The 22396-nt window shown below is 69.8% G+C and carries 23 protein-coding genes; 8 read left to right on the plus strand and 15 right to left on the minus strand.

Annotated features, from left to right (window positions below; all coding sequences use genetic code 11):
- Window positions 1–48 precede the first annotated feature (48 nt).
- Window positions 49–2424 (plus strand): Tex family protein, encoded by a 2376-nt coding sequence (locus tag G6N64_RS20475; RefSeq protein WP_163799235.1) that lies wholly within the window; start codon window positions 49–51, stop codon window positions 2422–2424.
- Here G6N64_RS20475 and G6N64_RS20480 read toward each other — a convergent pair whose 3' ends face one another.
- Window positions 2425–5277: an MMPL/RND family transporter gene (locus tag G6N64_RS20480; protein ID WP_163799237.1), complete on the minus strand. Its 2853-nt coding sequence runs from the start codon at window positions 5275–5277 to the stop codon at window positions 2425–2427.
- Between the two features lie 153 nt (window positions 5278–5430).
- On the opposite strand from G6N64_RS20480, the gene G6N64_RS20485 reads away from it, so the two are divergent.
- Together G6N64_RS20485 and G6N64_RS20490 are read left to right on the plus strand one after the other, a co-directional pair.
- On the plus strand, window positions 5431–5817 hold the full coding sequence (locus G6N64_RS20485; RefSeq protein ID WP_163799239.1) for a DUF4267 domain-containing protein: 387 nt from the start codon (window positions 5431–5433) through the stop codon (window positions 5815–5817).
- Window positions 5818–5821: 4 nt separating this feature from the next.
- A complete protein-coding gene (locus tag G6N64_RS20490; protein ID WP_163799241.1) occupies window positions 5822–6010 on the plus strand; it encodes a hypothetical protein in 189 nt (62 codons plus the stop codon).
- A gap of 7 nt (window positions 6011–6017) precedes the next feature.
- Here G6N64_RS20490 and G6N64_RS20495 read toward each other — a convergent pair whose 3' ends face one another.
- From G6N64_RS20495 to G6N64_RS20525, 7 genes are all read right to left on the minus strand, one after another.
- Window positions 6018–6671, minus strand: coding sequence for a TetR/AcrR family transcriptional regulator (locus tag G6N64_RS20495; RefSeq protein ID WP_163799243.1), 654 nt, complete (start codon window positions 6669–6671; stop codon window positions 6018–6020).
- Between the two features lie 67 nt (window positions 6672–6738).
- A complete protein-coding gene (locus G6N64_RS20500) occupies window positions 6739–7680 on the minus strand; it encodes a glycine betaine ABC transporter substrate-binding protein (RefSeq protein ID WP_409370784.1) in 942 nt (313 codons plus the stop codon).
- A 53-nt stretch (window positions 7681–7733) separates the two neighbouring features.
- Complete coding sequence (locus G6N64_RS20505; RefSeq protein ID WP_163799247.1) at window positions 7734–8510, minus strand: ABC transporter permease; 777 nt, start codon at window positions 8508–8510, stop codon at window positions 7734–7736.
- A complete protein-coding gene (locus G6N64_RS20510; RefSeq protein ID WP_163799249.1) occupies window positions 8507–9700 on the minus strand; it encodes an ABC transporter ATP-binding protein in 1194 nt (397 codons plus the stop codon). Before G6N64_RS20510 ends, G6N64_RS20505 begins: the two co-directional genes overlap by 4 nt.
- Entirely contained in the window at window positions 9693–10340 is a 648-nt protein-coding gene (locus tag G6N64_RS20515) for an ABC transporter permease (protein ID WP_163799251.1), read from the minus strand. Before G6N64_RS20515 ends, G6N64_RS20510 begins: the two co-directional genes overlap by 8 nt.
- 253 nt (window positions 10341–10593) lie before the next feature.
- A complete protein-coding gene (locus G6N64_RS20520) occupies window positions 10594–11211 on the minus strand; it encodes a C40 family peptidase (protein ID WP_163799253.1) in 618 nt (205 codons plus the stop codon).
- Window positions 11212–11631: 420 nt separating this feature from the next.
- Window positions 11632–12411, minus strand: coding sequence for an SDR family NAD(P)-dependent oxidoreductase (locus G6N64_RS20525; RefSeq protein ID WP_163799255.1), 780 nt, complete (start codon window positions 12409–12411; stop codon window positions 11632–11634).
- A gap of 37 nt (window positions 12412–12448) precedes the next feature.
- Here G6N64_RS20525 and G6N64_RS20530 point away from each other — a divergent pair, with 37 nt between their 5' ends.
- Complete coding sequence (locus tag G6N64_RS20530) at window positions 12449–12910, plus strand: SRPBCC family protein (protein WP_246230732.1); 462 nt, start codon at window positions 12449–12451, stop codon at window positions 12908–12910.
- Window positions 12911–12942: 32 nt separating this feature from the next.
- Here G6N64_RS20530 and G6N64_RS20535 read toward each other — a convergent pair whose 3' ends face one another.
- The 3 genes from G6N64_RS20535 to G6N64_RS20545 all read right to left on the minus strand — a co-directional run bounded on the left by G6N64_RS20535 (window position 12943) and on the right by G6N64_RS20545 (window position 15526).
- Complete coding sequence (locus G6N64_RS20535) at window positions 12943–14610, minus strand: acyl-CoA synthetase (RefSeq protein WP_163799258.1); 1668 nt, start codon at window positions 14608–14610, stop codon at window positions 12943–12945.
- A gap of 45 nt (window positions 14611–14655) precedes the next feature.
- Window positions 14656–15078: a hypothetical protein gene (locus G6N64_RS20540; RefSeq protein ID WP_163799260.1), complete on the minus strand. Its 423-nt coding sequence runs from the start codon at window positions 15076–15078 to the stop codon at window positions 14656–14658.
- Window positions 15079–15166: 88 nt separating this feature from the next.
- On the minus strand, window positions 15167–15526 hold the full coding sequence (locus G6N64_RS20545; protein WP_163799262.1) for an Rv0313 family protein: 360 nt from the start codon (window positions 15524–15526) through the stop codon (window positions 15167–15169).
- Window positions 15527–15644: 118 nt separating this feature from the next.
- On the opposite strand from G6N64_RS20545, the gene G6N64_RS20550 reads away from it, so the two are divergent.
- From G6N64_RS20550 to G6N64_RS20560, 3 genes are read left to right on the plus strand one after another with little or no spacing between them, the layout of a single operon-like run.
- The gene (locus G6N64_RS20550) at window positions 15645–16451 is read left to right on the plus strand and encodes a nuclear transport factor 2 family protein (protein ID WP_163799264.1); all 807 of its coding nucleotides are present in this window, start codon (window positions 15645–15647) and stop codon (window positions 16449–16451) included.
- Window positions 16452–16506: 55 nt separating this feature from the next.
- Entirely contained in the window at window positions 16507–17070 is a 564-nt protein-coding gene (locus G6N64_RS20555; RefSeq protein ID WP_163799266.1) for a hypothetical protein, read from the plus strand.
- Window positions 17071–17106: 36 nt separating this feature from the next.
- Window positions 17107–17484: a DUF732 domain-containing protein gene (locus tag G6N64_RS20560; RefSeq protein ID WP_163799268.1), complete on the plus strand. Its 378-nt coding sequence runs from the start codon at window positions 17107–17109 to the stop codon at window positions 17482–17484.
- A gap of 12 nt (window positions 17485–17496) precedes the next feature.
- Here G6N64_RS20560 and G6N64_RS20565 read toward each other — a convergent pair whose 3' ends face one another.
- Entirely contained in the window at window positions 17497–18273 is a 777-nt protein-coding gene (locus G6N64_RS20565) for a hypothetical protein (RefSeq protein ID WP_163799271.1), read from the minus strand.
- A gap of 136 nt (window positions 18274–18409) precedes the next feature.
- Here G6N64_RS20565 and G6N64_RS20570 point away from each other — a divergent pair, with 136 nt between their 5' ends.
- The gene (locus tag G6N64_RS20570; RefSeq protein ID WP_163799273.1) at window positions 18410–18877 is read left to right on the plus strand and encodes an NUDIX hydrolase; all 468 of its coding nucleotides are present in this window, start codon (window positions 18410–18412) and stop codon (window positions 18875–18877) included.
- 16 nt (window positions 18878–18893) lie between these two features.
- On the opposite strand, the gene G6N64_RS20575 is transcribed toward G6N64_RS20570, so the two are convergent.
- Genes G6N64_RS20575 through G6N64_RS20585 form a run of 3 tightly spaced genes read right to left on the minus strand, consistent with a single transcriptional unit; the run spans window position 18894 to window position 22354 of the window.
- Entirely contained in the window at window positions 18894–20324 is a 1431-nt protein-coding gene (locus G6N64_RS20575; RefSeq protein WP_163799275.1) for a serine/threonine-protein kinase, read from the minus strand.
- Window positions 20325–20351: 27 nt separating this feature from the next.
- Window positions 20352–21455 (minus strand): PDR/VanB family oxidoreductase, encoded by a 1104-nt coding sequence (locus G6N64_RS20580; protein ID WP_163799277.1) that lies wholly within the window; start codon window positions 21453–21455, stop codon window positions 20352–20354.
- Window positions 21455–22354 carry a metal-dependent hydrolase gene (locus G6N64_RS20585; RefSeq protein ID WP_163799278.1) on the minus strand — a complete coding sequence of 300 codons (900 nt, stop codon included), beginning with the start codon at window positions 22352–22354 and terminating at the stop codon, window positions 21455–21457. The genes G6N64_RS20580 and G6N64_RS20585 overlap by 1 nt, the downstream gene beginning before the upstream one ends.
- Window positions 22355–22396: the final 42 nt, after the last annotated feature.

The raw sequence follows: 22396 nt of genomic DNA on the forward strand, positions 1-22396 counted from the left end.
CCGATCCGCGCGCGTCGCCGCGTCGGGGTCGTTGGGTAGGGTTCCCGCGTGACTTCGAGCCCCGCCGTCAAGACCGTAAACGCCCGTCTCACTGCGGAACTCGCCGTGGCCGAGTCCCAGGTGGCCGCAGCGGTGCGCCTGCTCGACGAGGGATCGACGGTTCCGTTCATCGCGCGGTACCGCAAGGAGGTCACCGGCAGCCTCGACGACGGCCAGCTCCGCACCCTGGAGGAACGCCTGACCTATCTCCGTGAACTCGACGCCCGCCGGACCGCCGTCCTCGCCTCGATCGAGGAGCAGGGCAAGCTCACCGACGACCTGCGCACCGCCCTGCTGACCGCCGAGACCAAGTCGCGCATCGAGGACGTGTACCTGCCGTACAAGACGAAGCGCAGGACCAAGGCGCAGATCGCGAGGGAAGCCGGCCTCGAGCCGCTCGCCGATCGACTGCTGGCCGACCCGACGCTGGTGCCCGAGGAGGTGGCGGCCGGCTTCCTCGCAGACGGTGTCGCCGACACCGCGGCCGCCCTCGACGGTGCACGGCAGATCATCATCGAGCGGGCATCCGAGAACGCCGAACTCGTCGGCTCCGTCCGGGCGAAGTTCTGGGCCGACGGCGCCGTGCGGACCGCCCCGGCCTCGGACGCCGTCGCCGCCAGCGCGGCGGCCCAGAAGTTCCGCGACTACTTCGACTTCTCCGAACCGCTGGAGAAGATGCCGTCGCACCGCGTGCTGGCGGTGATGCGCGGTGAGAAGGAGCAGGTGCTGTCCCTGACCTTCGACGGCGGGGACGACGCGGTGTACCAGGCCATGGTGGCCCAGGCCCTCGGCATCGACCTGAGCGGTCCCGGCGCCGCGACGGCCTGGCTGGCCACCACGGTGCGGTTCGCGTGGCGGGTCAAGCTCATGGTCTCGGCATCGGTCGACGCGCGGATCCGGCTGCGGCAGCGCGCCGAGGAGGACGCGGTCGCGGTGTTCGCCCGCAACCTCAAGGACCTCCTGCTCGCCGCACCCGCGGGGACGCGCACCACGCTCGGCCTGGACCCCGGCTTCCGGACCGGCGTCAAGGTCGCCGTGGTCGACGGCACCGGCAAGGTGCTCGACACCTGCGCGATCTTCCCGCACCAGCCGCAGCGGCAGTGGGACGCGGCCAAGGCCACGCTCGCCGCGCTGGTCGCCCGCCACGGCGTGCAGCTGATCGCGATCGGCAACGGCACCGCCTCACGCGAGACCGATGCTCTGGCAACCGAACTCGTCACCGAGATCCGCGCCGCCGGCGCGCAGGCACCCGCCACGGCGATGGTCAGCGAGGCGGGCGCGTCGGTGTACTCGGCGTCGGCCTACGCCGCACACGAACTTCCCGACCTCGACGTCACGCTGCGCGGCGCGGTGTCCATCGCGCGGAGACTGCAGGACCCGCTCGCCGAACTCGTCAAGATAGAACCAAAGTCGATCGGCGTCGGGCAGTACCAGCACGACGTCACACCGGGCACCTTGGCCCGCAGCCTCGACGCCGTGGTGGAGGATGCCGTGAACGCCGTCGGCGTCGACCTCAACACCGCCTCGGTGCCTCTGCTCGCGCGCGTCTCCGGCGTCACCGACTCGCTCGCCGAGGCCATCGTCTCGCATCGCGAGCGGACCGGACGGTTCCCCAGCCGCAAGGCCCTCCTCGAAGTTCCGCGTCTGGGCCCCAAGGCATTCGAGCAGTGCGCCGGCTTCCTGCGGATCACCGACGGTGACGACCCGCTCGACGCGTCGGGCGTGCACCCGGAGTCCTACCCCGTGGTGCGCCGCATCCTGGACCGGGCCGGCGTCACGCTCGCCGAGCTGATCGGCGACGAACGGTCGCTGCGGTCACTGCGCCCCGCCGAATTCGCCGACGACCGGTTCGGCATCCCGACGGTGACCGACATCCTCGCCGAACTGGAGAAGCCGGGCCGCGACCCGCGGCCCGCCTTCACCACCGCGACCTTCGCCGCGGGCGTCGAGAAGGTGTCCGACCTCAAGGTCGGGATGATCCTCGAGGGCGTGGTGACCAACGTGGCCGCGTTCGGGGCGTTCGTCGACGTGGGCGTGCACCAGGACGGTCTGGTCCACGTGTCCGCGATGGCCGACCGCTACGTCTCCGACCCCCACGAGGTCGTGAAGTCCGGTCAGGTGGTGCGCGTCAAGGTGCTCGAGGTCGACGTGGATCGGCAGCGCATCGGGCTGACCCTGCGCCTCAAGGACGCGCCGCCGCGCGAGCAGGGCCGCAAGTCCGAGCGCGGGGGAGGCGCCGCCGGCGCACCCCGTGGCGACAAACCCCACCAGGGTCAACCGGACAAGCGGAACACCAACGGCGGCAAGCGAACCGAGCGTCGGAACGAGGCGCCGACGGCGGGCTCGATGGCCCAGGCGCTGCGCGACGCCGGTTTCGGGCGCTAGCTACCGGTGCAGGAGCGACGCCGAGAGGGGCCGCTCCCGCACCACCTGCGGCCACCAGAACCAGCGGCCCATCAGCGCGGCGATCGACGGCGTCATGAACGCGCGGATCACCAGCGTGTCGAACAGCAGCCCCAGGCCGATCGTGGTGCCGACCTGGGCGACGACGGTCATCTTGCTGACCATCATCGCCATCATGGTGAAGGCGAACACCAGGCCCGCGGCCGTGACGACCGAGCCGGTACCGCCCATCGCACGGATGATGCCGGTCTTGATGCCTGCGTGCAGTTCCTCCTTCAGGCGCGCCACCAGCAGCAGGTTGTAGTCCGCGCCGACGGCGAGCAGGACGATGACGGCCATCGCCATCACCATGAAGTGCAGCGGGATGCCGAGGACGTGCTGCCACACCAGAACCGAGATGCCGAACGAGGCACCCAGTGAGAGCACGACGGTGCCGACGATGACGGCCGCGGCGACGAGGCTGCGGGTGATGAGCAACATGATGATGAAGATCAGCGACAACGCGGCGATGCCGGCGATCAGCATGTCGTAGCCGTTGCCGTCGCGCATGTCCTTGAACGCCGACGCGGTGCCACCGAGGTAGACGCGCGATCCCTCGAGAGGCGTGCCCTTGATGGCCTCGGTCGTGGCCTGCTTGATCGCCTCGATGCGGTCGATGCCGTCGGCCGACAGCGGGTCCCCCTCGTGGGACACGATGAACCGCACCGCCTTCCCGTCGGGGGAGATGAAGCTGTCCATGCCCCGCTTGAAGTCGGCGTTGTCGAAGATTTCCGGCGGCAGGTAGAACGTGTCGTCGTTCCACGCGTCGTTGAACGCATCGGTCATCGCGGACTGGTTCTCGCCCGCCGCAGCCTGCTGATCCTGGATGCCGGACTGCGTCGCGTACTGCGTGAGCAGCATCGTCTTCTGGGATTTGATGGTCTCGATCTGCTGCGGCATCAGCGCCTGCAGCTGCGGCAGGAGTTCGGCCAACCGTTCGAGGTCGGGGACGAGTTCCTGGATGTCGTCACTGGTGGTGTTGATGCCGTCGAGCGTGTCGAACACCGACCGGATGGCCCAGCAGCCGGGGATGTCGTAGCAGTGCGGCTCCCAGTAGAAGTAGCTGCGGATGGGCCGGAAGAAGTCGTCGAAGTTGGAGATGCTGTCCCGGAGTTCGGCGACGTCGACGGACATGTCCTTGGTCTTGATCACCATCTGCTGTGTGACGGCGTTCATCTCGCCCATCAGCGAGTTCATCTTCGTCAGCGTGCCGATGGTGTTCTCGAGGTCGTCGGCCTGCGCGAGGAGGTCCGCCATGCGGTCCTGGTTGTAGCTGCGGTTGAGGTCCTGGCTGACGCCGCCCATCCCCATCTGCGCGGGGATGGTGCTGAACTCGATGGGCTTTCCGTCGGGGCGGGTGATCGCCTGCACGCTGCCGATGCCGGGAACCCGGAAGACCGCCTTGGCGATCTTGTCGATCACCAGGAAGCTCGCCGAGTTGCGGAGGTCCTGATCGGTCTCGACCATCAGGAGCTCGGGGTTCATCCGGGCCGGGTCGAAGTGGCGTTCGGCGGCGGCGAAACCCTGGTTGGCGGGCAGGCTCGCGGGGAGGTAGTTGCGGTCGTTGTAGTTGGGCTCGTATCCGGGCAGCGTGAGGAGACCCACGAGGGACAACGCCATCGTGCCGAGGAGCACCGGGCCGGGCCAGCGGACGATGACGGCGCCGATCTTGCGCCACCCGCGAATGCGCATGGCGCGCTTGGGTTCCAGCCAGCCGAAGCGGGTGGTGACGGTGATGAGGGCAGGCCCCAGCGTGAGCGCGACGATGACCGCGACGGTCATGCCGACCGCGAGGGGGACGCCGAGGGACTGGAAGTAGGGCAGCCGGGTGAACGACAGACAGAACGTGGCGCCTGCGATGGTCATGCCCGAACCGAGCACGACGTGGGCGGTGCCGTGGAACATCGTGTAGTAGGCGGACTCCCGGTCCTCGCCGAGGGTTCGGGCCTCCTGATACCGCCCGACGAGGAAGATCGCGTAGTCGGTGGTCGCCGCGATCGCGAGCGTCACCAGGAGCTGGGTGGCGAACGTCGAGAGACCGATCAACTCGTGGTGGCCGAGGAACGCGACCACCCCGCGTGAGGCCGCCAGCCCGAGGACCACGAGGACGAGGGTCAGGAACACCGTCTTCAGCGACCGGTAGACCAGCAGCAGCATCGTGATGATGACGCCGAAGGTGGCGAACTCGATCATGCGGACGCTGTCGTCGCCGGCGATCTGCTGATCGGCGGCCAGCGCCGAACCGCCGGTGACGAAGACCTTCACGCCGTCGGGGGGAGTCAGCCCCTCGACGAGGTCCTGGACGGCCTTGACCGATTCATTGGCCAGCGTCTCGCCCTGATTACCGGCCAAGTAGACCTGCACGTAGGTCGCCTTGTGATCGTCACTCTGGGCGCCCGCCTCCGTCAGCGGGTCACCCCAGAAGTCCTGCACGTGTTCGACGTGCGTCGTGTCGGCCTCGAGCTTGGCGACCATGTCGTTGTAGAAGCGGTGCGCGTCGTCACCGAGCGCCTCGTCGCCCTCGAGCACAATCATCGCCGAGCTGTCGGACTTGAACTCCTCGAACACCTGCCCGGTGCGCTTCATCGCGATCACCGACGGCGCCTCGTCCGGGCTCATCGACACCGACCGCTCCTGGCCGACGATCTCGAGCTGCGGCACCGTGAGGTTGAGGACGGCCACGAGCAGGACCCAGCCGAGGATGATCGGAATGGCCAGCCGGCGGATCCATCGCGCGAGTCCGCTGCGGTGGCGTCGTTCGGGTGATGCCGAGGGCTCGACGGTCGGAGCGCTCACGGCGTTGAACTCCTCGGCGACGGGGTTAGGACGTCCTTAGTAAAGCAGACTAGGTAACTCGGGTGCGAGGGCCGCTGTGCGACCTCTCAGGTCGCGGCGCCTGCTCGCGGAATCCCACCCGGCGCCGCGCCGCGCCGACCTAGGCTGCCTGCCATGCCGACCGATCGCGCCGCGCTGGTCGCGGGCAGCATCCGCCTCGCCTCGGGCATCTCGTTCCTCGTCGACCCGCTGCGCGCGAACCGCCTGTGGGGCCAGCCGGAGGATCCGGGTCCGTCGGCGCGCCTCCTGCTGCGATCGATGGGGTATCGCGACGCGTTGATCGGCGGACTGCTCCTCGGGGCAGCGTTGCGCGGCGACGACACCCGCGGGTGGTTCCTCGCCTCGGGTGGCGCCGACGCCGCGGATCTGCTGGGCGGTGCCAGCGTGCACGGCGACCTCACTCGTGGCCAGCGGGTCATCGGCCTCGGTGGCGCGGTCGTCGGGATCGGCGTCGGCGTGTGGGGCGCATTGCGGCGCCCCGAAGGCCGGCGGCTACCGTGACGTCATGCGTGCTGCGATCATCGGTGTTGGCGTCGTCGTGGCGCTGTTCGGCCTGCTGTTCACCCTGCAGGGCGTGGGGATGGTGGGCGGCAGCCCGATGAGCAACACCACCACCTGGTCGGTACTCGGGCCGCTGATCCTGCTGGGCGGTCTCGTCGTGGCCGTGATCGGGTGGCGCATCCGCAGGTCGTGACCCGCGGTCAGCCTTGCTCGTCCACGTCGATGTCGGCCGCGAAGTGCGCGACCTGAGCCATCGCATGGTTGAGGCGCTCCATGACGACCTCGGGGCCGAGCTGAGCCCCGTCCCGGTCCTCGACGAGGTCTCGGCAGGCGCTGACCAGAGTCGTCGAGAACAACGCCACCGCGAGGTCGAGTTCGCGATCGTCGGGTGAGACGCCCATCTTCCGCGCGAGGGCGTCGATGGCCGCGGGGCTGCGATAGTCGATCGCGGCCTGCCGCAACACGTCCGACGAGTTCACCACGCGCAGGATGAGAGCGATCCGTTCGGTGGTCAGCCCGGCCAGTGGTCGCTTCGCCACGCGCGTCAGGACCGCCATGTGCGCCGCCCGCAAGGCCTCCATCGGCGTGAGGTCGGACGGTGACGAGTCCAACTCGGCGACGACCTCGCTGACGAGATCGTCGAGCACGGCGATGAACACCGCATCCTTGGTGGGGAAGTAGCGGCTGAACGTGCGCGTGGAGATCTCGGCGGCCGCGGCGATCTGCTCGACGGTCGTGCTCTCGTATCCTTGCTTGAGGCAGAGGTCTACGGCCGCATCCACGAGCATCCGTCGCGTGTTCTGCTTCTTCCGCTCGCGCAGGCTGGGGCGAACCTCTTCTGACCTGTCGGGCACGGCACCGATCCTACCCGTCCGAGTCACGTCTCCCGAGTTCGTGAACTTTCCGTCACCGACCTGAGATTCAGCTCAGCAAGCCCTCGTCGATGAGCCAGTCGCGGGCGACGAGAGCCGGATCGTCGCCGTCGCTGTCGACCTTCGCGTTGAGCGCCAGCATCACGTCGTTGGTGATCCTCGGGTTGAGTTGACCGAAGATCTCGCCCAGCTCGGGGTGCGCGTCGAGGAGTTCGGTGCGGATGACCTCGGTCAGGTTGTACAGCGGGAAGAACTGACGGTCGTCCTCGAGCACCCTCAGTCCGAGGGCCGGGATGCGCCCGTCGGTGGTGAAGACCTCGCCGAAGTTGCAGTCCCCGTTGGCGGTCGCGGTGTATATGACCCCCGTGTCAAGGTTGGTCACCGGTCCGAGATCGGCCCGCGTCAGATCGTAGGTCGCCAGCATCGGCACGAAACCGTCGTTGCGAGAGGCGAACTCGCTCTCGACGCAGAACGACAGCTCCTGCTTGGCGAGGCGCTTGAGGTCGGACAGCTTGGTCACGCCGAGCCGCTCCGCCTCCGACTCGCGGATGGCGAAGGCGTAGGTGTTGTTCATCGGCGCCGGCGGCAGCCAGGTGAGATGGTTCGCCCGGTCGGCCTCGTTGACGGCCTGCCACTGTTCGCGGGCACCCTTGACCGGTTGCTCGTTGCCGAGGTAGTTGATCCACCCCGTGCCGGTGTACTCGGGCGAGACGTCCGCCTTGCCGGTCAGCATCGCCTGCCGGACGCCGAAGCTGCCGGGCGTGTTCGTCAGGTTCGTGACGTCGGCTCCTGCGGCGGCCAGGACGATCGACACCATGTTGCCGAGGATCAACTGCTCGGTGAAGTCCTTCGCGATGACGGTGATCTTCACCCCGTCGAGCGACTGGTAGTGCTCGATGCTGCCCGGTCTCGCGTCGAGGACCGCGCCGCTGGCGGAGCGGAGCCCGCAGCCGGCAAGTGCGGTGGTCGCCACGACCAGTGTGGCCAGCATTGCGATGATGCGGCGCAACGTCATTCGGTTCTCCCCGGGTGGCCGCACGGTGATCAGAGCCCCTTCGGCGAGGCGACCATCTCCACCACGCGCGCCAGCCAGTCGATGGCCAGGGCGAGCGCGGCGACGAGGATGGCGCCGACGATCAACGTGGTGCTCTGCTGAAGCTTGATGCCGGTGGTGATCAGCTGGCCGAGGCCGCCCGCACCCGTGAACGATGCGAGTGCCGCCGTACCGACGATGAGCACCAGGGCGGTCCGGACACCGGCGATGATGACCGGCAACGCCAGGGGCAGTTCGACGCGCCCGAGCGTGGCGACCGACGACATGCCCATCCCACGCGCCGCCTCCACCAGCCGGCGGTCGACGCCGTCGAGGCCCACCACGGTGTTCGCGATGATGGGCAGCGCCCCATAGATGGTGAGTGCCGCGATGGCGCCGACCTTGCCGATGCCGAACAGCACGGCGCCGAGAGCGATCAACCCGATGGCCGGGGCCGCCTGCCCGAAGCCGGCCACGGTGATGATCGGCTTGGAGAAGCGGCGCATCGGTCCGCGGGTGAGCGCGATGCCGACGGGGATCGCCACCAGGCAGGTGAGGATCGTGGCGGCGAGGCTGACCTCCATGTGCTCCCGCAGCAGCGCGAGCAGGGACGGGATGGCCAGCGACCGCTTCTCGGACTCCGACACGTCGGCGGTGTGGACGTAGAGCAGCGCGGCGACGACGGCGACGACGCACAGCGTCGGCTGCAGCAACCAGCGAAGCCGGCCCGGGGCGGCGCGGACGGCCGGCGCGTCGACGGTGGCGACGTCGGGCAGCGCCGCGGTCACGACACCTCCCGGGCCGGTGCGCCGCGCAGGTCGGCCATCGCGTCCATGATCGTCTCCACCCGGATCACGCCCTGGTAGGCGTTGCGCCGTCCCGTGACCACGACGACGCCGTGCGACGACGTCAGCATCGAGTCCAGCGCGTCGTTGAGCGTCGACGCCAGGCTGACCACCTCGACGCCCTCGTCCCGGGGTACGTCGCGCAGCGCGTCCGGCGCCCGTAGCTCGTCCACCGACAGCCAGCGCTGGGGCCGCTCCTGGTCGTCGAGCACGATAACGTGCTGGCGTCCGATCGCCTCGGCGGCACGAACGGCCTCGGCGGCGTCGCCTCCGACGTGGGCGACCGCGGCCTCGTTCAGCTCGACGTCGCGGACCCGGGTCAGGGTCAGCTGCTTGAGTGCCGCGCCGTGTCCGACGAACCCGCGCACGAAGTCGTTCGCGGGGTTGGCCAGGATCTCCTCGGGGGTGTCGTACTGCACGATCTTCGACCCCTTGTCCAGGATCGCGATCTTGTCGCCCAGCTTCACCGCCTCGTCGAAGTCGTGGGTGACGAAGACGATGGTCTTGCGCAGCTCGTCCTGCAGGCGCAGCAACTCGTCCTGCAGCCGTTGCCGCGTGATGGGGTCGACGGCGCCGAACGGCTCGTCCATCAGGAGCACCGGCGGGTCGGCGGCGAGGGCACGCGCCACCCCGACGCGCTGCTGCTGGCCACCGGACAGCTCTCGCGGGTAGCGGTCGCGGTACTGCGCGGGGTCCAGGTTGACCATGTCGAGCAGTTCGTCGATGCGCGCGGCGATCCGTTTCTTGTCCCACTTCAGGAGCCGCGGGACGATGGCGATGTTGTCCCCGACGGTCAGGTGCGGGAACAGGCCCGCGCCCTGGATGACGTAGCCGATGTGGCGGCGCAGCTCGTCGGGGTTGCGGCGGGTGACGTCGTCGTCGCCGATGAGGATGCGCCCACTCGTCGGCTCGATCAGCCGGTTGATCATCTTCATGGTCGTCGTCTTGCCGCACCCGGACGGGCCGACCAGCATGACGATGTCACCGGCGGCGATCTCCATGGTGACGTCGTCGACGGCGGGGTCGTCCTTGGGGCCGTACCGCTTGGTGACGCCCTCCAGCAGGATCCGTGCGCCGCCCGTGCCGGCGTCCTCCGTCGCGGGGTCGGGTGCGACGGTCGCTGAGTCAGACAAGGATCCCCCTCGGGGTCGTGAGCCGGGTGACGAAGTTCAAGACGGTGTCGAGCACGACGGCGAGGATCAGGATTCCCACGGTGCCGGCGACGATGGAGTTGGTGGCGTTCGCGCCGCCGGTGCGCGAGATGCCGGAGAAGATGTAGCCGCCGAGACCGGGGCCGAGTGCGTAGGCGGCGATCGCCGCGATGCCCATCAGCATCTGGGCGGAGATCCGGACGCCGGTCATGATCACGGGCCAGGCGAGGGGGATCTCGAGGCGGACCAGGGTGGTCAGACGACTCATGCCCATCCCGCGCGCGGATTCGACTAGGGCGCGGTCGACGCCGGTGAGACCCACGACGACGTTCCGCAGGATGGGGAGGAAGCCGAAGAAGACCAGCATGATGACCGACGGCAGCACGCCGATGCCGACGATGCCCACCAGTACGCCGAGCAGGGCGTACGACGGAATCGTGAGGCCGACCGACGTCAGCGCGTTGCCGAACGCCAAACCCCACCGGGAGCGGTAGATGAGGACGCCGACGAGGACAGCGGCGAGCGTGGCGACGACGAGCGTCTGGACGACGAGGCTCATGTGCTGGTAGGCCAGGAAGGACAGGACCGACCATCGATCTCGGATGAAGTCGATGAACGTCATGAAGTCATGGCCCTCCTGTGCGCCGTTGCGCGGCCGGATTACCCGGGAGGGCCCGAGTGTAAACCGGCGGTGTCGCCGAGGTCGAGGGATCGCGGCACCGTGACCTCGACCCACGTCCAGTCAGCCGTGGGCTGCTCCGAGGTCGGCGTCGAGACGTCACGGCGGCGCAGGCGGTCGTCACGGATGTGAGAACCCCTGCGCTTCAAGGAGTTTCGGCATTGCACCCCCGGCGTGTGCCTGGGCACCGCAGACGTCAGATCGCGGCCGGCGGTGGGGGAGGCGGGAGTTCGGGCGCCGGCGCCAATTCCGGCGCGGGAGCGGGGATTCCCTCGGGCGGTGCCGGCGGGAGTTCCAGACCGGGCGCGGGAGGCGGTGCGAGAGCGGGGTCCGGCGCCGGCGCGCCGAACGGCACTGCGTCGGCCGGGGGCGGGGGCGGGGGCGGCGCGAACGGGTCGACCGGGGGCGGGGGTGCGTCGGCCGGTGCATCGAGGTTCTCGACCGGGAGGTACATGTGCTTGGTGAATTGCGCCTGGTAGGCCCCACCGCCGCCGACGCGGACGCCGCCGCCGCTCTCTCCGCTCGACACGGGCGTTCCGTCGGGCAGCGTGACGGCCGTGTGGCGGCCGTTCCAGCCGATCACCAGCGCGCCGGGCTCGGAGCCGTATCTGAAGCCCCGGGCCAGCAGGGCCGACTCCTGGTTGCCGGTGTTGAACCGATCGCCGTAGACGGGCCGCCCGGTCGCGGCGTTGGCCACCCAGGATGCAAGACCCGAGCAGTCCGTGCCCGCGGGCGAGTCGCCGCCGGAGACGTACGGCGTGCCCGAGACCTGATTCACGAGCGTCATCAACGCTGCGGTCGCGATTCCAATCATGTAGGCGGACGCTAGCAATCGCCGTCGAGGCAGACCAAAATCTGTGTCTACGGTCACGTTTGACCACGTCAGTGTGCTGACCGACAAAAAGCGCTCGCCGCGTTGATGATTCGCGATCCGAGTTCGCGACGCGTGCGGATGAGCATGCCAAATGGCATCTTTCGACGCGTGCGTCGATATCATCGCGTAAAGCGCTGCTGAACGCGAACTTAGGCCGCTTAGCATTCGAACGTAGTCCGCCTGCGGCGAGCTGGTCACCCACCCGGCCGGGTCGAATCGGCACTGGTTGGCGGCATGCGCGTGACCGCTGCTCGGTGAATCGATCAAGTTCCAGGTCTGCGGAGGCGCCGGCGTCGGCCGTGTGTGCGCCGACGCCGGAAGTCGCTACGCGGCCCGCACATCGACGAGGTCATGGGCTTCTCAGCGATGCACGCCGCTGCCACCGTCGACGTGAATGGTCTGGGCGGTGATGTAGTCGGCGTCGTCGCTGACGAGGAAGGCGACCACCGAACCCACGTCCTCGACGGTCCGCCCCACGCGCCGCAATGGTACGGATCGCACCGCACGCTCGAAGTCCCTCGGCGCCAACGTTTCCCAGAGCTGCACGCCCTCGGAGTTCGCGAACGGGCACACGACGTTGACCCGCACGTCGTCGCGGCCCCACTCCAGAGCGGCAGCCTTGGACATGCCGCGCACCGCTTCCTTGGCGGCGGCATAGGCGGCGAACCTGGACTGTCCACCCGTTCCGGACGCCGATCCCAGGTTGACGATGGCCCCGCCGCCGGTGGCGACCATCACCGGATGGACGGCCTGCATCATGAAGAAGGTGGCCCGGGGCGCGGTGTCGAACACCAGGTCGTAGTCGTCGATGGTGATGTCTAAGAGGGGTTTGGGCTCGTTGGTGGCGACGGCGTTGTTGACCAGCGCGTCGATGCGACCGAACGCCGCCACGGTGGCCTCGACGACCAGGGTCGGCGTGGTGGGATCGCGCAGGTCGGCCACCAGCGGCTCCATCGTCCACCCGTCGGCGGCGAACCTCTCGACGGTGGCGGTCAGACCGTCCTCGTCGCGGTCCATGCCGAGTACCGATGCGCCGCGCGCCAGCAGCGCCTGCGCAATGCCGCGACCGACGCCCCGAGCTGCGCCGGTGACGATGGCGGCCTTGCCGGCCAGGGACGCAGGATGCGAGAACTCCGTCATCGCCACACGTTATCCAACCCACCGATACATTCGGCGGGTGACGCGCAGCTGGTGGACGAGCAGCACCGCCCACGTCGTCGAGGAGGTCGTCCCCGCCGATCCCGACGTCGTGCGGGACTTCTACGCGGACCTGGACAACATCCGGGAACTGCACCCCCTCGTGGTGTCCGTGCGGTCGGTCGACCGCCGTGACGTCGCCGACGGCCATGAGCGCACCTATCGAGTGCGGGACCGAATTCCGTTCGGCCCGTTGACGGTTCCCATCTCCTACAGCGCGCGGGTGTTGATCCACCGGGACGGCGACGTCCACACGCAGGCGCGGCAGTTCCCCGCGGTGCGTCTCGACGGCACGGTGTCGTTCGTCGCGGAGGGCGGCGGCACCCGGGTGACCGAGCGTCTGACCGTCCACGCCCCGCGTCCGTTGGCGGGGACAACCGCGCGGCGGGCCGTCGCAGCCCACGCCGAGATGTTCGCGGGCATCCGTAGGCACTTCGCCTAGCGCCGACGGCGGTCGCGTGGGTGCGGGCGGCGCTACCCGGACCCGGCGCCGGCGTCGGTCGCCACTGCCTTGGCCCACCGGTAGTCCGCCTTGCCGGCCGGCGACCGCACGATGGCCTCGGCCCGGACGAACGCCTTCGGGATCTTGTATCGCGCGATCGCGGTCCGGCACACCTCGACGAGTTCGTCGTCGGTGGCCGACGCGCCGTCGGCGAACTGGACGACGGCGACGACCTCGCTGCCCCACCGCTCCGAGGGCCTGCCGACCACGACGACGTCGTAGACCGCCGGGTGGGCGGCGACCGCACGTTCGACCTCCTCGACGAAGATCTTCTCGCCGCCGGAGTTGATGGTCACCGAGTCGCGGCCCAGTAGTTCGATCCGGCCGTCGTCGAGGACGTTGGCCCGGTCGCCCGGTACCGACCATCGCACGCCGTCGACGGTCGGGAAGGTCCGCGCGGTCTTGTCGGCATCGCCCAGATAACCCAGGGGGATGAGGTCGCGGCGCGCCAGCCACCCCGGGCCCTCGCCCGGGTTCAGCACTCTGTCGAGATCCGCGGAGACCACCGCGGTGTCGAACTGGGGGGTGAAGGTGGCGGGTGCCGACTCGGCGCCAGCGGCGTTGAAGGTGCTCATCTGCGCGCCGGACTCCGAGGCGCCGACGGCGTCCATGACCATCACGTGGGGGAGTGCGGCGAGGATGCGCGCACGCACCGTCGGCGACATCGGCGCGCCCCCGTTGGAGATGGTGACGAGACCGGAGAGGTCGTAGTCGCCCTTCTCGATCTCGTCGATCAGCGGCCGGGCGATGGCGTCGCCGACGACGGGGATGCTCAGCACGCGTTCCCGCTCCGCCAGCCGGAGCACGGCCTCGGGACGCATCCGCTCGACGTCGTCGGGGATGACGACCCGGCCACCCATGGTGACCATGTTGAAGGTCGCCCACTGGGCCGCACCGTGCATCAGCGGCGGGATCATGAGCAGCGACATCGCGCCCGGTGAGGCGCCGGCCTTGGCGACGAGTTCGTCGTAGGACCGCAGCGGCTGGTCGCTGCCCCACGGTCTGCCGCCCATCGAGGACAGGAAGATGTCGTGCTGGCGCCACAGCACGCCCTTCGGCATGCCGGTGGTGCCGCCCGTGTAGAGCACGTACAGGTCGTCGCCCGTGGGGGTCGGCATGCCCTCCGCCGGCGCGGGAGTCCCGAGGATCGACTCGAAGTCGACTGCGCCGGGAAGCAGTTCGTGGCCCGAGTCGTCGGCGACCTGGATCAGGACCGACAGGTCGGGCAGCCGGTCGCGGATGGCCGCCACCCGCGGCGCGAACTCCGACGGGTAGACGAGCGCCCGTGCCCGCGAGTCGGTCAGCAGGTAGAGCAGTTCCTCCTCCACGTAGCGGTAGCTGACGTTGAAGGGGGCGACGCGGGCGCGGAAGCTCCCGATCATCGCCTCGAGGTACTCGTTGCCGTTGCGCAGGTAGATGCCGAGATGGTCCTGGCCCGACTCGTGCCCGGCCAGCCCGTCACGCTCCGCGTGGGCGCCGAGTCCCACCGACGTCAGGTAGTGGGCGAACCCGCTCACCCGCGCGTCGAGTTCGGCATAGGTCATCCGGCGGTCGCGCCACACCAGGAACGTCTCGTCCGGCAGGGCTCGGGCGACCGAGCCGAATACGTCGGACAGGTTGAATGTCACGTCACCGCTCACGGGAGTAGACCATACATCCCGAGGATCGCTGTATGGTCGGATCGCTCAGCCCGGGAAGAACCCTGCTCCCGTGAGCGTGCCGGGCTGCCAGCCCTGCGCGCCCAGGCACACCATCGGCCGACCGTCGGGCGCCTGCGCCGCCGACTTGGGACCGGGACACGGCGCACCGATGTCCTGCTGGCCGAAGAGCGGGTAGGAGTTCACCCAGAACCCGGTGTAGACCGGCGGCCACTGGTTGGGAATGTAGTGGCACACCATCGGCTGTCCGCCGCGGCCGCGGCCGAACGTGAACAGCTGGTAGTTGTCGCACGGTCCGCTCAGCGCAGCGCCGTACACCGTTCCGGGCGGATCGGTGGGGTACCGACCCGGGTTGTCCGGGTACATCGGACCCGGGTCTGCGGAGGCGCTGGGTGCCAGCGCGACGGCCGCGGCCACGGCCGCAACGGCAATGGTCAATTCGCGAAACATGTGGTGCCTCCTCGACGTCGTGGCAAAGCCTAACGGGTGGGCGTTGCCGGTGAGGAGTATCGCGGACTATCGCGTGGTTTCGCCCGCGTCAGTCGTTCGCGTCGAGCACGCTGACCGCGATGCCGTAGGGGAGGAACCGCACCTTGCGCGCCGCATCGGTGTTGTTCTTGTTGGCGCGCAACGCTTCCAGCTCGTTGGGGTACACCTCTTCGATGTGCGCGCCGCCCTCGCCGTCCATCGTGTAGATCGCCCACACGCCGTCGCCCTTGTCGCCCGTGGTCTCGGGTTCGGCCTTCGGCCGCGACGTACGGGTGAAGTCGTCGATCAGCGTCGCCCAGTTCGCGCCGCGACCGATCTTGTCCATCGCATCCCGCAGACCCTCGCCGGCCTCGCGGATCGCCCGGTCGAAGTCCTCCGGATTGATGCCGAACGGTCCGTTCTGAGCCATCGCCGTCCTCCTGGTTCGGATCGTCCAGCACACGTGGACGTCGTTCCCAGTGTGCGCGTGTACGGCGAAGTTCGCCACGACCCACCTTCCGCACCCGGCCACGAGGGACGATGAGGCCGTGCCCCACCATGCCGCGGCGGACCCCGAGGACGTCCTCGCCGCCGTCGAACGATCGCCCGCCGCCGCGGGCGCCCACGACCGGTCCGGCTGGGTCGGACTGTTCGCGCGCACGGGCAGCGTCGAGGATCCCGTCGGGTCGCGGCCGCACCGCGGGCACGCCGAGATCGGCCGGTTCTACGACACGTTCATCGGACCTCGCGACATCGTCTTCCACCGCGACCTGGACGTCGTCGACGGGCTCACCGTCGTCCGCGCCCTCGACCTCGAGGTCACCATGTCGTCGTCCATCTCCATGACCATCCCCGCCTACCTGCGCTACGACCTGGTTGGCGGAGATCTCGCCGTCGACCGTCTGCGGGCGCACTGGGAGCTGCCGGCGATGGTGCTCGAATTCGCACGCGGCGGGCCGGCGGCGCTGCCGGTGGGGTTGGCGCTGACCCGGAGCCTGCTCGCCAACCAGGGACTCGCGGGAGCGGCCGGCTTCGCAGGCGGCTTCCGACGCGTGGGCGCCCGGGGCCGGCGCACCGTCACCGAGTTCCTGGACGACGTGTGCGCGGGGGACGAGGTGGCGGTGCGGCGCCGCGTCCCCGACGCAGGATCGGTGACGCTCGGCGACGCGACGCGGATCGGGACGTCGGGTCTGGTGGCGCGACTCCGTGGTGGACGGTGGTCGCGCCCCATCGTCGCGGGCCGGTGGGTCGCGGCGACCGTCGAGGCCGACGGCCGGCGCGGCGTGCTGTTCGTCGAAGTGGGCACCCGACCCGCGACGATCACCTCGGTCCGGCTCTTCGTCCCGGCCGGCTGACGTTTCCGGCGGGTTGTGTTGACTGGCGACGCGGACGTGAGAACGTAGCAGGACCATGCCTGACCACCAGTACGTGACCTACGAGGAATTCGGCCGCAGGTTCTTCGAGGTCGCCGTGTCCGAGCAGCGCGTCGGCGACGCCATCGCCGCGATCGCCGGTGACGAGTTCGAGATGGGTCCGATCGCCCAGGGGCCCGGCAAGATCGCGAAGGTCACGGCGCGGGTGAAGATCCAGACCCCGCAGGTCACCCGGCACGTCAGCGAACTCATCACGTTCGCCATCCGGATCCCGCTCGAGATCGACATGGTGGTGGACCTCCGGATCGACAAGCCCCGGTTCATGGTCTTCGGCGAGATCGCCCTGCGCGCCGAGGCGCTGGCCGCCGAACCCCTGCTGCTGATCCTGGACGTGCACAAGCCGCGCGCCGCCGACATCTCCATCCACGTGACGTCGAAGTCGCTGCGGGCCGAGGTGGTCCGCATCGTCGGAGGCGTGGACGCCGAGATCAAGCGCTTCATCGCCGCACACGTGTCCGGCGAGATCGACAGCCCGGAGTCGCACCGGGCCAAGGTCATCGACGTGGCCGAGCAGCTGGACCAGACCTGGACCGGCGTCTGATTGGGCGGTGCGCCGCACTCCCCGTACGCTCGCCTCGTGTCTCGCCGTTTCGCACCCGCCCGCCTGACCGTCGCCACCCTCGGCATCGCCGCCACCGCGATCCTGGCCGCGGCCCCCGCGCACGCCGACCCGGTCGACGACGCGTTCCTCGACGCGCTGGGCACCGCCGGGGTCGCCATGACGGACACCAATCCGGGCGACGCCGTCGCACTCGGGCAGTCGGTGTGCCCGATGCTGTCGCAGCCCGGTCAGACCACCGCCGACGCGGCCGCGCAGGTCGCGGACGCCGCGGGGATGTCGATGGGGCCCGCGACCATGTTCACCGGCCTCGCCATCTCGATGTTCTGCCCCGGCGCCGTGGCCGCACTCGGCAACGGCCAGAACCCCATCCCGTTCGGCCTGTTCGGCTTCTGACGGCAGCGGGCGTCATCGCTCCTTGGCGGGCCAGATCAGGGTGAGCGGACGCCCCACCGCGCTCAACTGGGCGACGAGGTCGTCCAGCCGGGCCCGCGGGACGTCGGCCTGCCACTGCGGCAGGACCCCGCTGACGCGGACCGTCCCCGGCAGCAGTTCCACCCCCGAGATGGTCGTGCCGCGCGGCAAGTCCGGCAGCGCAACCGGATAGGAAGGCGTGCGGGCGGGCAGGGCCCAACGCCGGCGCCGGACGAAGGCGCGCGGGATCAGCCACAGCGTGGTGCCCTCCAGACGCGTCTCGATCTCCACCCGACTGCCGGTGGCTCCGCGGGCGAACCCCACCGTCGCGATCCCGTCGTCGTCGACCCGGCCGGACCACCGCGGCGCGGCCCCGTGGATCAGGTTCGCGAGGGTGGGTGCGGGCACGTCCACCGTCACCTCGACCGGCCCGGCGACCAGAACTGGGGGCACCGTGGCGCGGAGGCGAACGTCGTGCAGCAGTGCGGTCGCGCGGTCGAAGCCATGCCCCTGCCACCGGACGTCGCGCGCGCTCAGCCGGACGTCGCCGAGCCGGCCCGCGGCGATGCTGCGCATTCCCGGCCGCGACATCAGTTCGTCGACGACGAGCGTCAGGTCCCCGTCGGCCGTCCGCACCACGAGCCGCCTGCCGATCACCAGGCGGCGCAGGGTGGCGAAGACGCCGAGATGAGCTGCGGCGACCCCGGTGTTGGTCAGGACGTCGAGTGCGCGGAGCGAATCCCGGCGACGGGACGGGCCGGGACGCGTCACCGTTCCAGCATCCGGCATCCTCGGGGGAGCGCCAAGTCGTGCAGGTGAGGACGCCGACCCCGATGGGGCGTCGCGCGGCAGGGCCGAGAACCCGGTGTCACCGCAGTCTCGGGGACGAGGAAGGGAGTGGCTCGACGTGCCGAAGCTGAGTGCGGGGCTGCTGCTGTATCGGATCGTCGACGATGGCGTCGAGGTGCTCCTCGGACATCCCGGTGGGCCGTTCTGGGCCCGCAAGGACGACGGCGCCTGGTCGATCCCGAAGGGTGAGTACGACCCCGCCGAGGACCCATGGGCGGCCGCCCGGCGCGAGTTCCGCGAGGAGATCGGCTTCGACGCTCCCGACGGGCCGCGCATCGACCTGCCGCCGGTCAGGCAGGCAGGCGGCAAGGTGGTGACGGCGTTCGCGGTGCTCGGCGACCTCGACGTCACCGAGAGCGTCAGCAACACCTTCGAGCTGGAGTGGCCGCGGGGATCCGGACGGTTCCGCGAGTTCCCCGAAATCGACCGCGTGGCATGGCTTTCCGTCGACGCGGCGCGGGTGAAGCTGCTGAAGGGCCAGCTGCTCCTGCTCGACGGACTGCTCGAGCGCCTCGATCAGCGGTGAGTCACCGAGAAGACGGTCAGGGGACGGCGTTGCCGCGCCGGATGTCCTCCCGGCACCGGAACCGCGTCTGACCGGTCTGTTCCATGCAGACGCGCACGGGGTTCTCCTCGGCGACCGGCAGCGGTGGATCGGTGGACTCGGTGGTCACCGTGGGGCTCGACACCGTCCCCTGAACGAGCGACCAGATGGTCGTCCCACTGCCCTCCAGCGGCGAACAGTAGGCGGTGGCACCGCTTTCCGTGGTGGCCGTGGACCCCTGGGGCGTGCAGTTCGCACCGATCACCACCGTGGTCGCGGCGGCCGCCGTACTGGGTGGGGCCGTGGTGGACGGTGCCGCCGTGGTGGTCGGTGGCGCGGTGGTGGTGGTAGGTGCCGCGGTGGTGGTCGGTGGAGCTGCTGCAGACGTCGGCGGCGGCACCGGTTCGGTGGACGAGGCCGGGGCGGCGCTGCGCTCGTCGTCGGCCCTGGTGAACTCGACGGCGGCCACGGCGACCGCCACCACCAGCAGGACGGCCAGTATCGCGGGCACGAGGACGCCCGCTCGCACCGGTGAGCGTCGTGCCGGTGTGGTGACACGTGACAGACGCGTCTCGTCGGGGTCGGTGACGCCGTCGAGTCGGTGGGCCAGCGCGCGGGCGAAGTCGGCGCACCGCTCGAAGCGATCCCGCGGATCCTTCGCCAGGGCCTTGGCGAGCACCGGGTCGAGAGCGGCCAGATCCGGGCGCCGGTCGCCCACCGGTGGCGGGGCCGACGTCAGGTGCCTACTGATCACCACCGCCGGATTGGAGTTCGAGAACGGCGGCGCCCCGGTCAGCAGGTGGTACGCCGTCGCGGCGAGCGCGTACTGATCGGACCGGCCGTCGAGCGCCTCGCCCATCAGCTGCTCCGGCGCCGCGTAGGCCACGGTGCCGACGGTCATGTTCGTGGCGGTCAGACCGCTGGGATCGTCGACCCATCGTGCGATCCCGAAGTCCGCCAGCAGTATTCGGGGCTCTCCGTCGTCGGGAGTGGTCAGCAGGACGTTGGCGGGCTTGACGTCGCGGTGCAGCAGGTTGCGCTGATGGGCGTGGTCGAGCGCTCCGGCGACCGCGATGACGATCTCCGCGACCCGTTCCGGCGGGAGGCCGTCGGGGAACTCCTCGCGCTGCAGTCTGCCCGCGTCGGTGCCGTCGACGTAGTCCATGGAGATCCACAGCTGCCCGGCGAACTCACCGCGGTCGTGCACGCCGACGATGTGCGGATGCCACAGTGAGGCGGCGATGTCGGCCTCGCGGTGGAATCGCTCGCGGTACTCCCGGTCGGCGGACACCTCGGCGCGCAGGATCTTCAGCGCGTCCTGGCGGGGGAGACGCGGATGTTGGGCGAGATAGACCTCGCCCATGCCACCCGAACCGAGTCGCCGCACGATCGTATAGCCGGCAAACGAGGTACCTTCGGCCAGCGGCATGGGCGAATAGTAGACCGCCGCCGACGGTCAGAGGTCCAGGATCAGACCGTCCCGATCGGACGCCCTGGACACGCAGACCAGCATCAGACCTGCGTCCCGTTCGGGGTCGGTGAGCAGGGTGTCCCGGTGGTCGACCCCGCCGGCCAGCACACGCGTGCGGCAGGTTCCGCAGAAGCCCTGCTGACAGGAGTAGGGCACATGCACGCCCGACCGCACCAGCGCGGACAGCAGCGTTTCGTCGGCCGCCACGTCCACCGGGGCGGCCATCGACGGGACCGTCACGGCGAACGGACGACCGTCCACCACCGGTGGCGCGGCGAACCGCTCGAAGTGGAGTTCGACGTCGTCGCGGCCGGCCACGTGGGCACGCACGCTCGTCAGCAGCGCGGCCGGCCCGCAGGCGTAGATGGTCGTGCCGTCCGGGCAGTCACCGACGAGGTCGGCGGCCGTCGGCACGCCGTGGTCGTCGTCGGTGCGGATCTGGATGCGATCGCCGAACCGGGCAACCTCGTCGAGGAACGGCAGGCTGTCGGTGCTGCGCCCCACGTAGATCATCGACCAGTCGACGCCGAGGGCTTCGGCCGCGGCGAGCATGGGCAGGATCGGCGTGATGCCGATGCCGCCGGCGACGAACCGCACCCGCTGGGCGGGCGACCCGTAGCCGGGCACGCTGAGCGGGAATGCATTTCGCGGCCCGCTGGTGGTGACACGGGCGCCGACGGAGAGTTCGTCGTGGATCTCGACCGACCCTCCACCGCCGGCCGGGATCCGTCGCACGGCGATCCGGTAGGCCCGTCGATCGGCAGGATCACCGCACAGCGAGTACTGCCGGAGTCGGCCGCTGGGCAGGTGGACGTCGATGTGTGAACCCGGATGCCACTGCGGCAGCTCCCCGCCGTCGGGTGCGGTCAGCCGCAGGGCGATCACGTCCTGGTCGTGGGCGACGACCGTGCGGTCCGCCACGATCAGCGGGATCCGCCGGTCGACCTCGGGCAGGGGAGCCATGTTCCGGATGGCACCGGACAGCGCGAAGAGTCCGTGGACGGCGGCGTGGGCGAAACCCATCGACCACGCCCGGCCCCGCCCACCCGGCGCCGACGGGAGTTCACGCACCCGGTCGCGCAGGCCCATCAGAGGTGTGCGGCCCGGGCCGCGGGCGAACTGGCCAGGTAGGCCACCGCCTGCGCCGTCGAGCCCATCCGCTCCGGCGTGAAGCCAGGTCGGAAGTACGCAAAGGTGTTGGAGCCGAACAACTCCCGGTACTTTGGCAGCAGGCCCAACTTCGAGTCGCGCATCCGCTCCCGCTGCGTGCGCCACCACCCGATGCGCGCCTTCGGGTCGTTCTCGACCAGGTACCAGGTGCCTCGCTGGAAGAACGCGACCATCATCACGACGGCCATCGCCATCGCGCGGATGCGGTCGACGTAGCTGTCGTGGAAGTAGGCGGCGACGTCGTGCGCCACCATCCGGTGCTCGACCTCCTCACTGCCGTGCCAGCGGAACAGGTCAACCAGGGTGGGGTCGGCGCCGTGGTCGTCCCACGTGCAGTTCAGCGAGAAGTCCCCGAGCACGGCGGTGTAGTGCTCGATCGCCGCGATCATCCACAGCCGGTCGCACAGGTCGTTCATCTTGCGCTTGGGGTCGGTGGAGTCCGTCGGCGCGAGCATCTTCTCGAAGATGTAGTCGACGAGTTCCAGCATGGGCGCGACGTCGACGCCGTTGGCCTCCATGAACTCGTGGAGCACCCGGTCGTGCGTCTCGGCGTGCATCGCCTCCTGGCCGATGAAGCCGCGGATGTCCTCGGCGAGCTTCGGGTCCTTCACCAGCGGCAGTGCCTCGTTGTAGGTGGCGACGAACCAGCGCTCGGCGGCGGGCAGCACGATGTTGAGCAGGCTGATCATGTGGGAGGCCACGGGGTGACCGGGAATCCAGTCGAGTTCGGTGGCCGTGACGTCGAAGTCGACCTGCCGGGCCTGGATCTGCACGGGGCCGGGATCGATCTCGGTGGTGAACCGCTGGGGACGCAGCATTCTCACAAGACTCCTCGTCGGACGGGCGGATCCGAGAAGTCT

This window comes from Mycolicibacterium sediminis, assembly GCF_010731735.1.
In the GTDB taxonomy this organism is placed as follows: Bacteria; Actinomycetota; Actinomycetes; order Mycobacteriales; family Mycobacteriaceae; genus Mycobacterium; species Mycobacterium sediminis.

Excerpts from the sequence above, each read along its gene's own strand:
- G6N64_RS20585 (WP_163799278.1), bottom strand. The coding sequence starts at position 22,354 with ATGCTGCGTCCCCAGCGGTTCACCACCGAGATCGATCCCGGCCCCGTG.
- G6N64_RS20580 (WP_163799277.1), bottom strand. The coding sequence starts at position 21,455 with ATGGGCCTGCGCGACCGGGTGCGTGAACTCCCGTCGGCGCCGGGTGGG.
- G6N64_RS20500 (WP_409370784.1), bottom strand. The coding sequence starts at position 7,680 with ATGCTGGCCACACTGGTCGTGGCGACCACCGCACTTGCCGGCTGCGGG.
- G6N64_RS20515 (WP_163799251.1), bottom strand. The coding sequence starts at position 10,340 with ATGACGTTCATCGACTTCATCCGAGATCGATGGTCGGTCCTGTCCTTC.
- G6N64_RS20525 (WP_163799255.1), bottom strand. The coding sequence starts at position 12,411 with ATGACGGAGTTCTCGCATCCTGCGTCCCTGGCCGGCAAGGCCGCCATC.
- G6N64_RS20485 (WP_163799239.1), top strand. The coding sequence starts at position 5,431 with ATGCCGACCGATCGCGCCGCGCTGGTCGCGGGCAGCATCCGCCTCGCC.
- G6N64_RS20555 (WP_163799266.1), top strand. The coding sequence starts at position 16,507 with ATGCCTGACCACCAGTACGTGACCTACGAGGAATTCGGCCGCAGGTTC.
- G6N64_RS20520 (WP_163799253.1), bottom strand. The coding sequence starts at position 11,211 with ATGATTGGAATCGCGACCGCAGCGTTGATGACGCTCGTGAATCAGGTC.
- G6N64_RS20575 (WP_163799275.1), bottom strand. The coding sequence starts at position 20,324 with ATGCCGCTGGCCGAAGGTACCTCGTTTGCCGGCTATACGATCGTGCGG.
- G6N64_RS20490 (WP_163799241.1), top strand. The coding sequence starts at position 5,822 with ATGCGTGCTGCGATCATCGGTGTTGGCGTCGTCGTGGCGCTGTTCGGC.
- G6N64_RS20540 (WP_163799260.1), bottom strand. The coding sequence starts at position 15,078 with ATGTTTCGCGAATTGACCATTGCCGTTGCGGCCGTGGCCGCGGCCGTC.
- G6N64_RS20545 (WP_163799262.1), bottom strand. The coding sequence starts at position 15,526 with ATGGCTCAGAACGGACCGTTCGGCATCAATCCGGAGGACTTCGACCGG.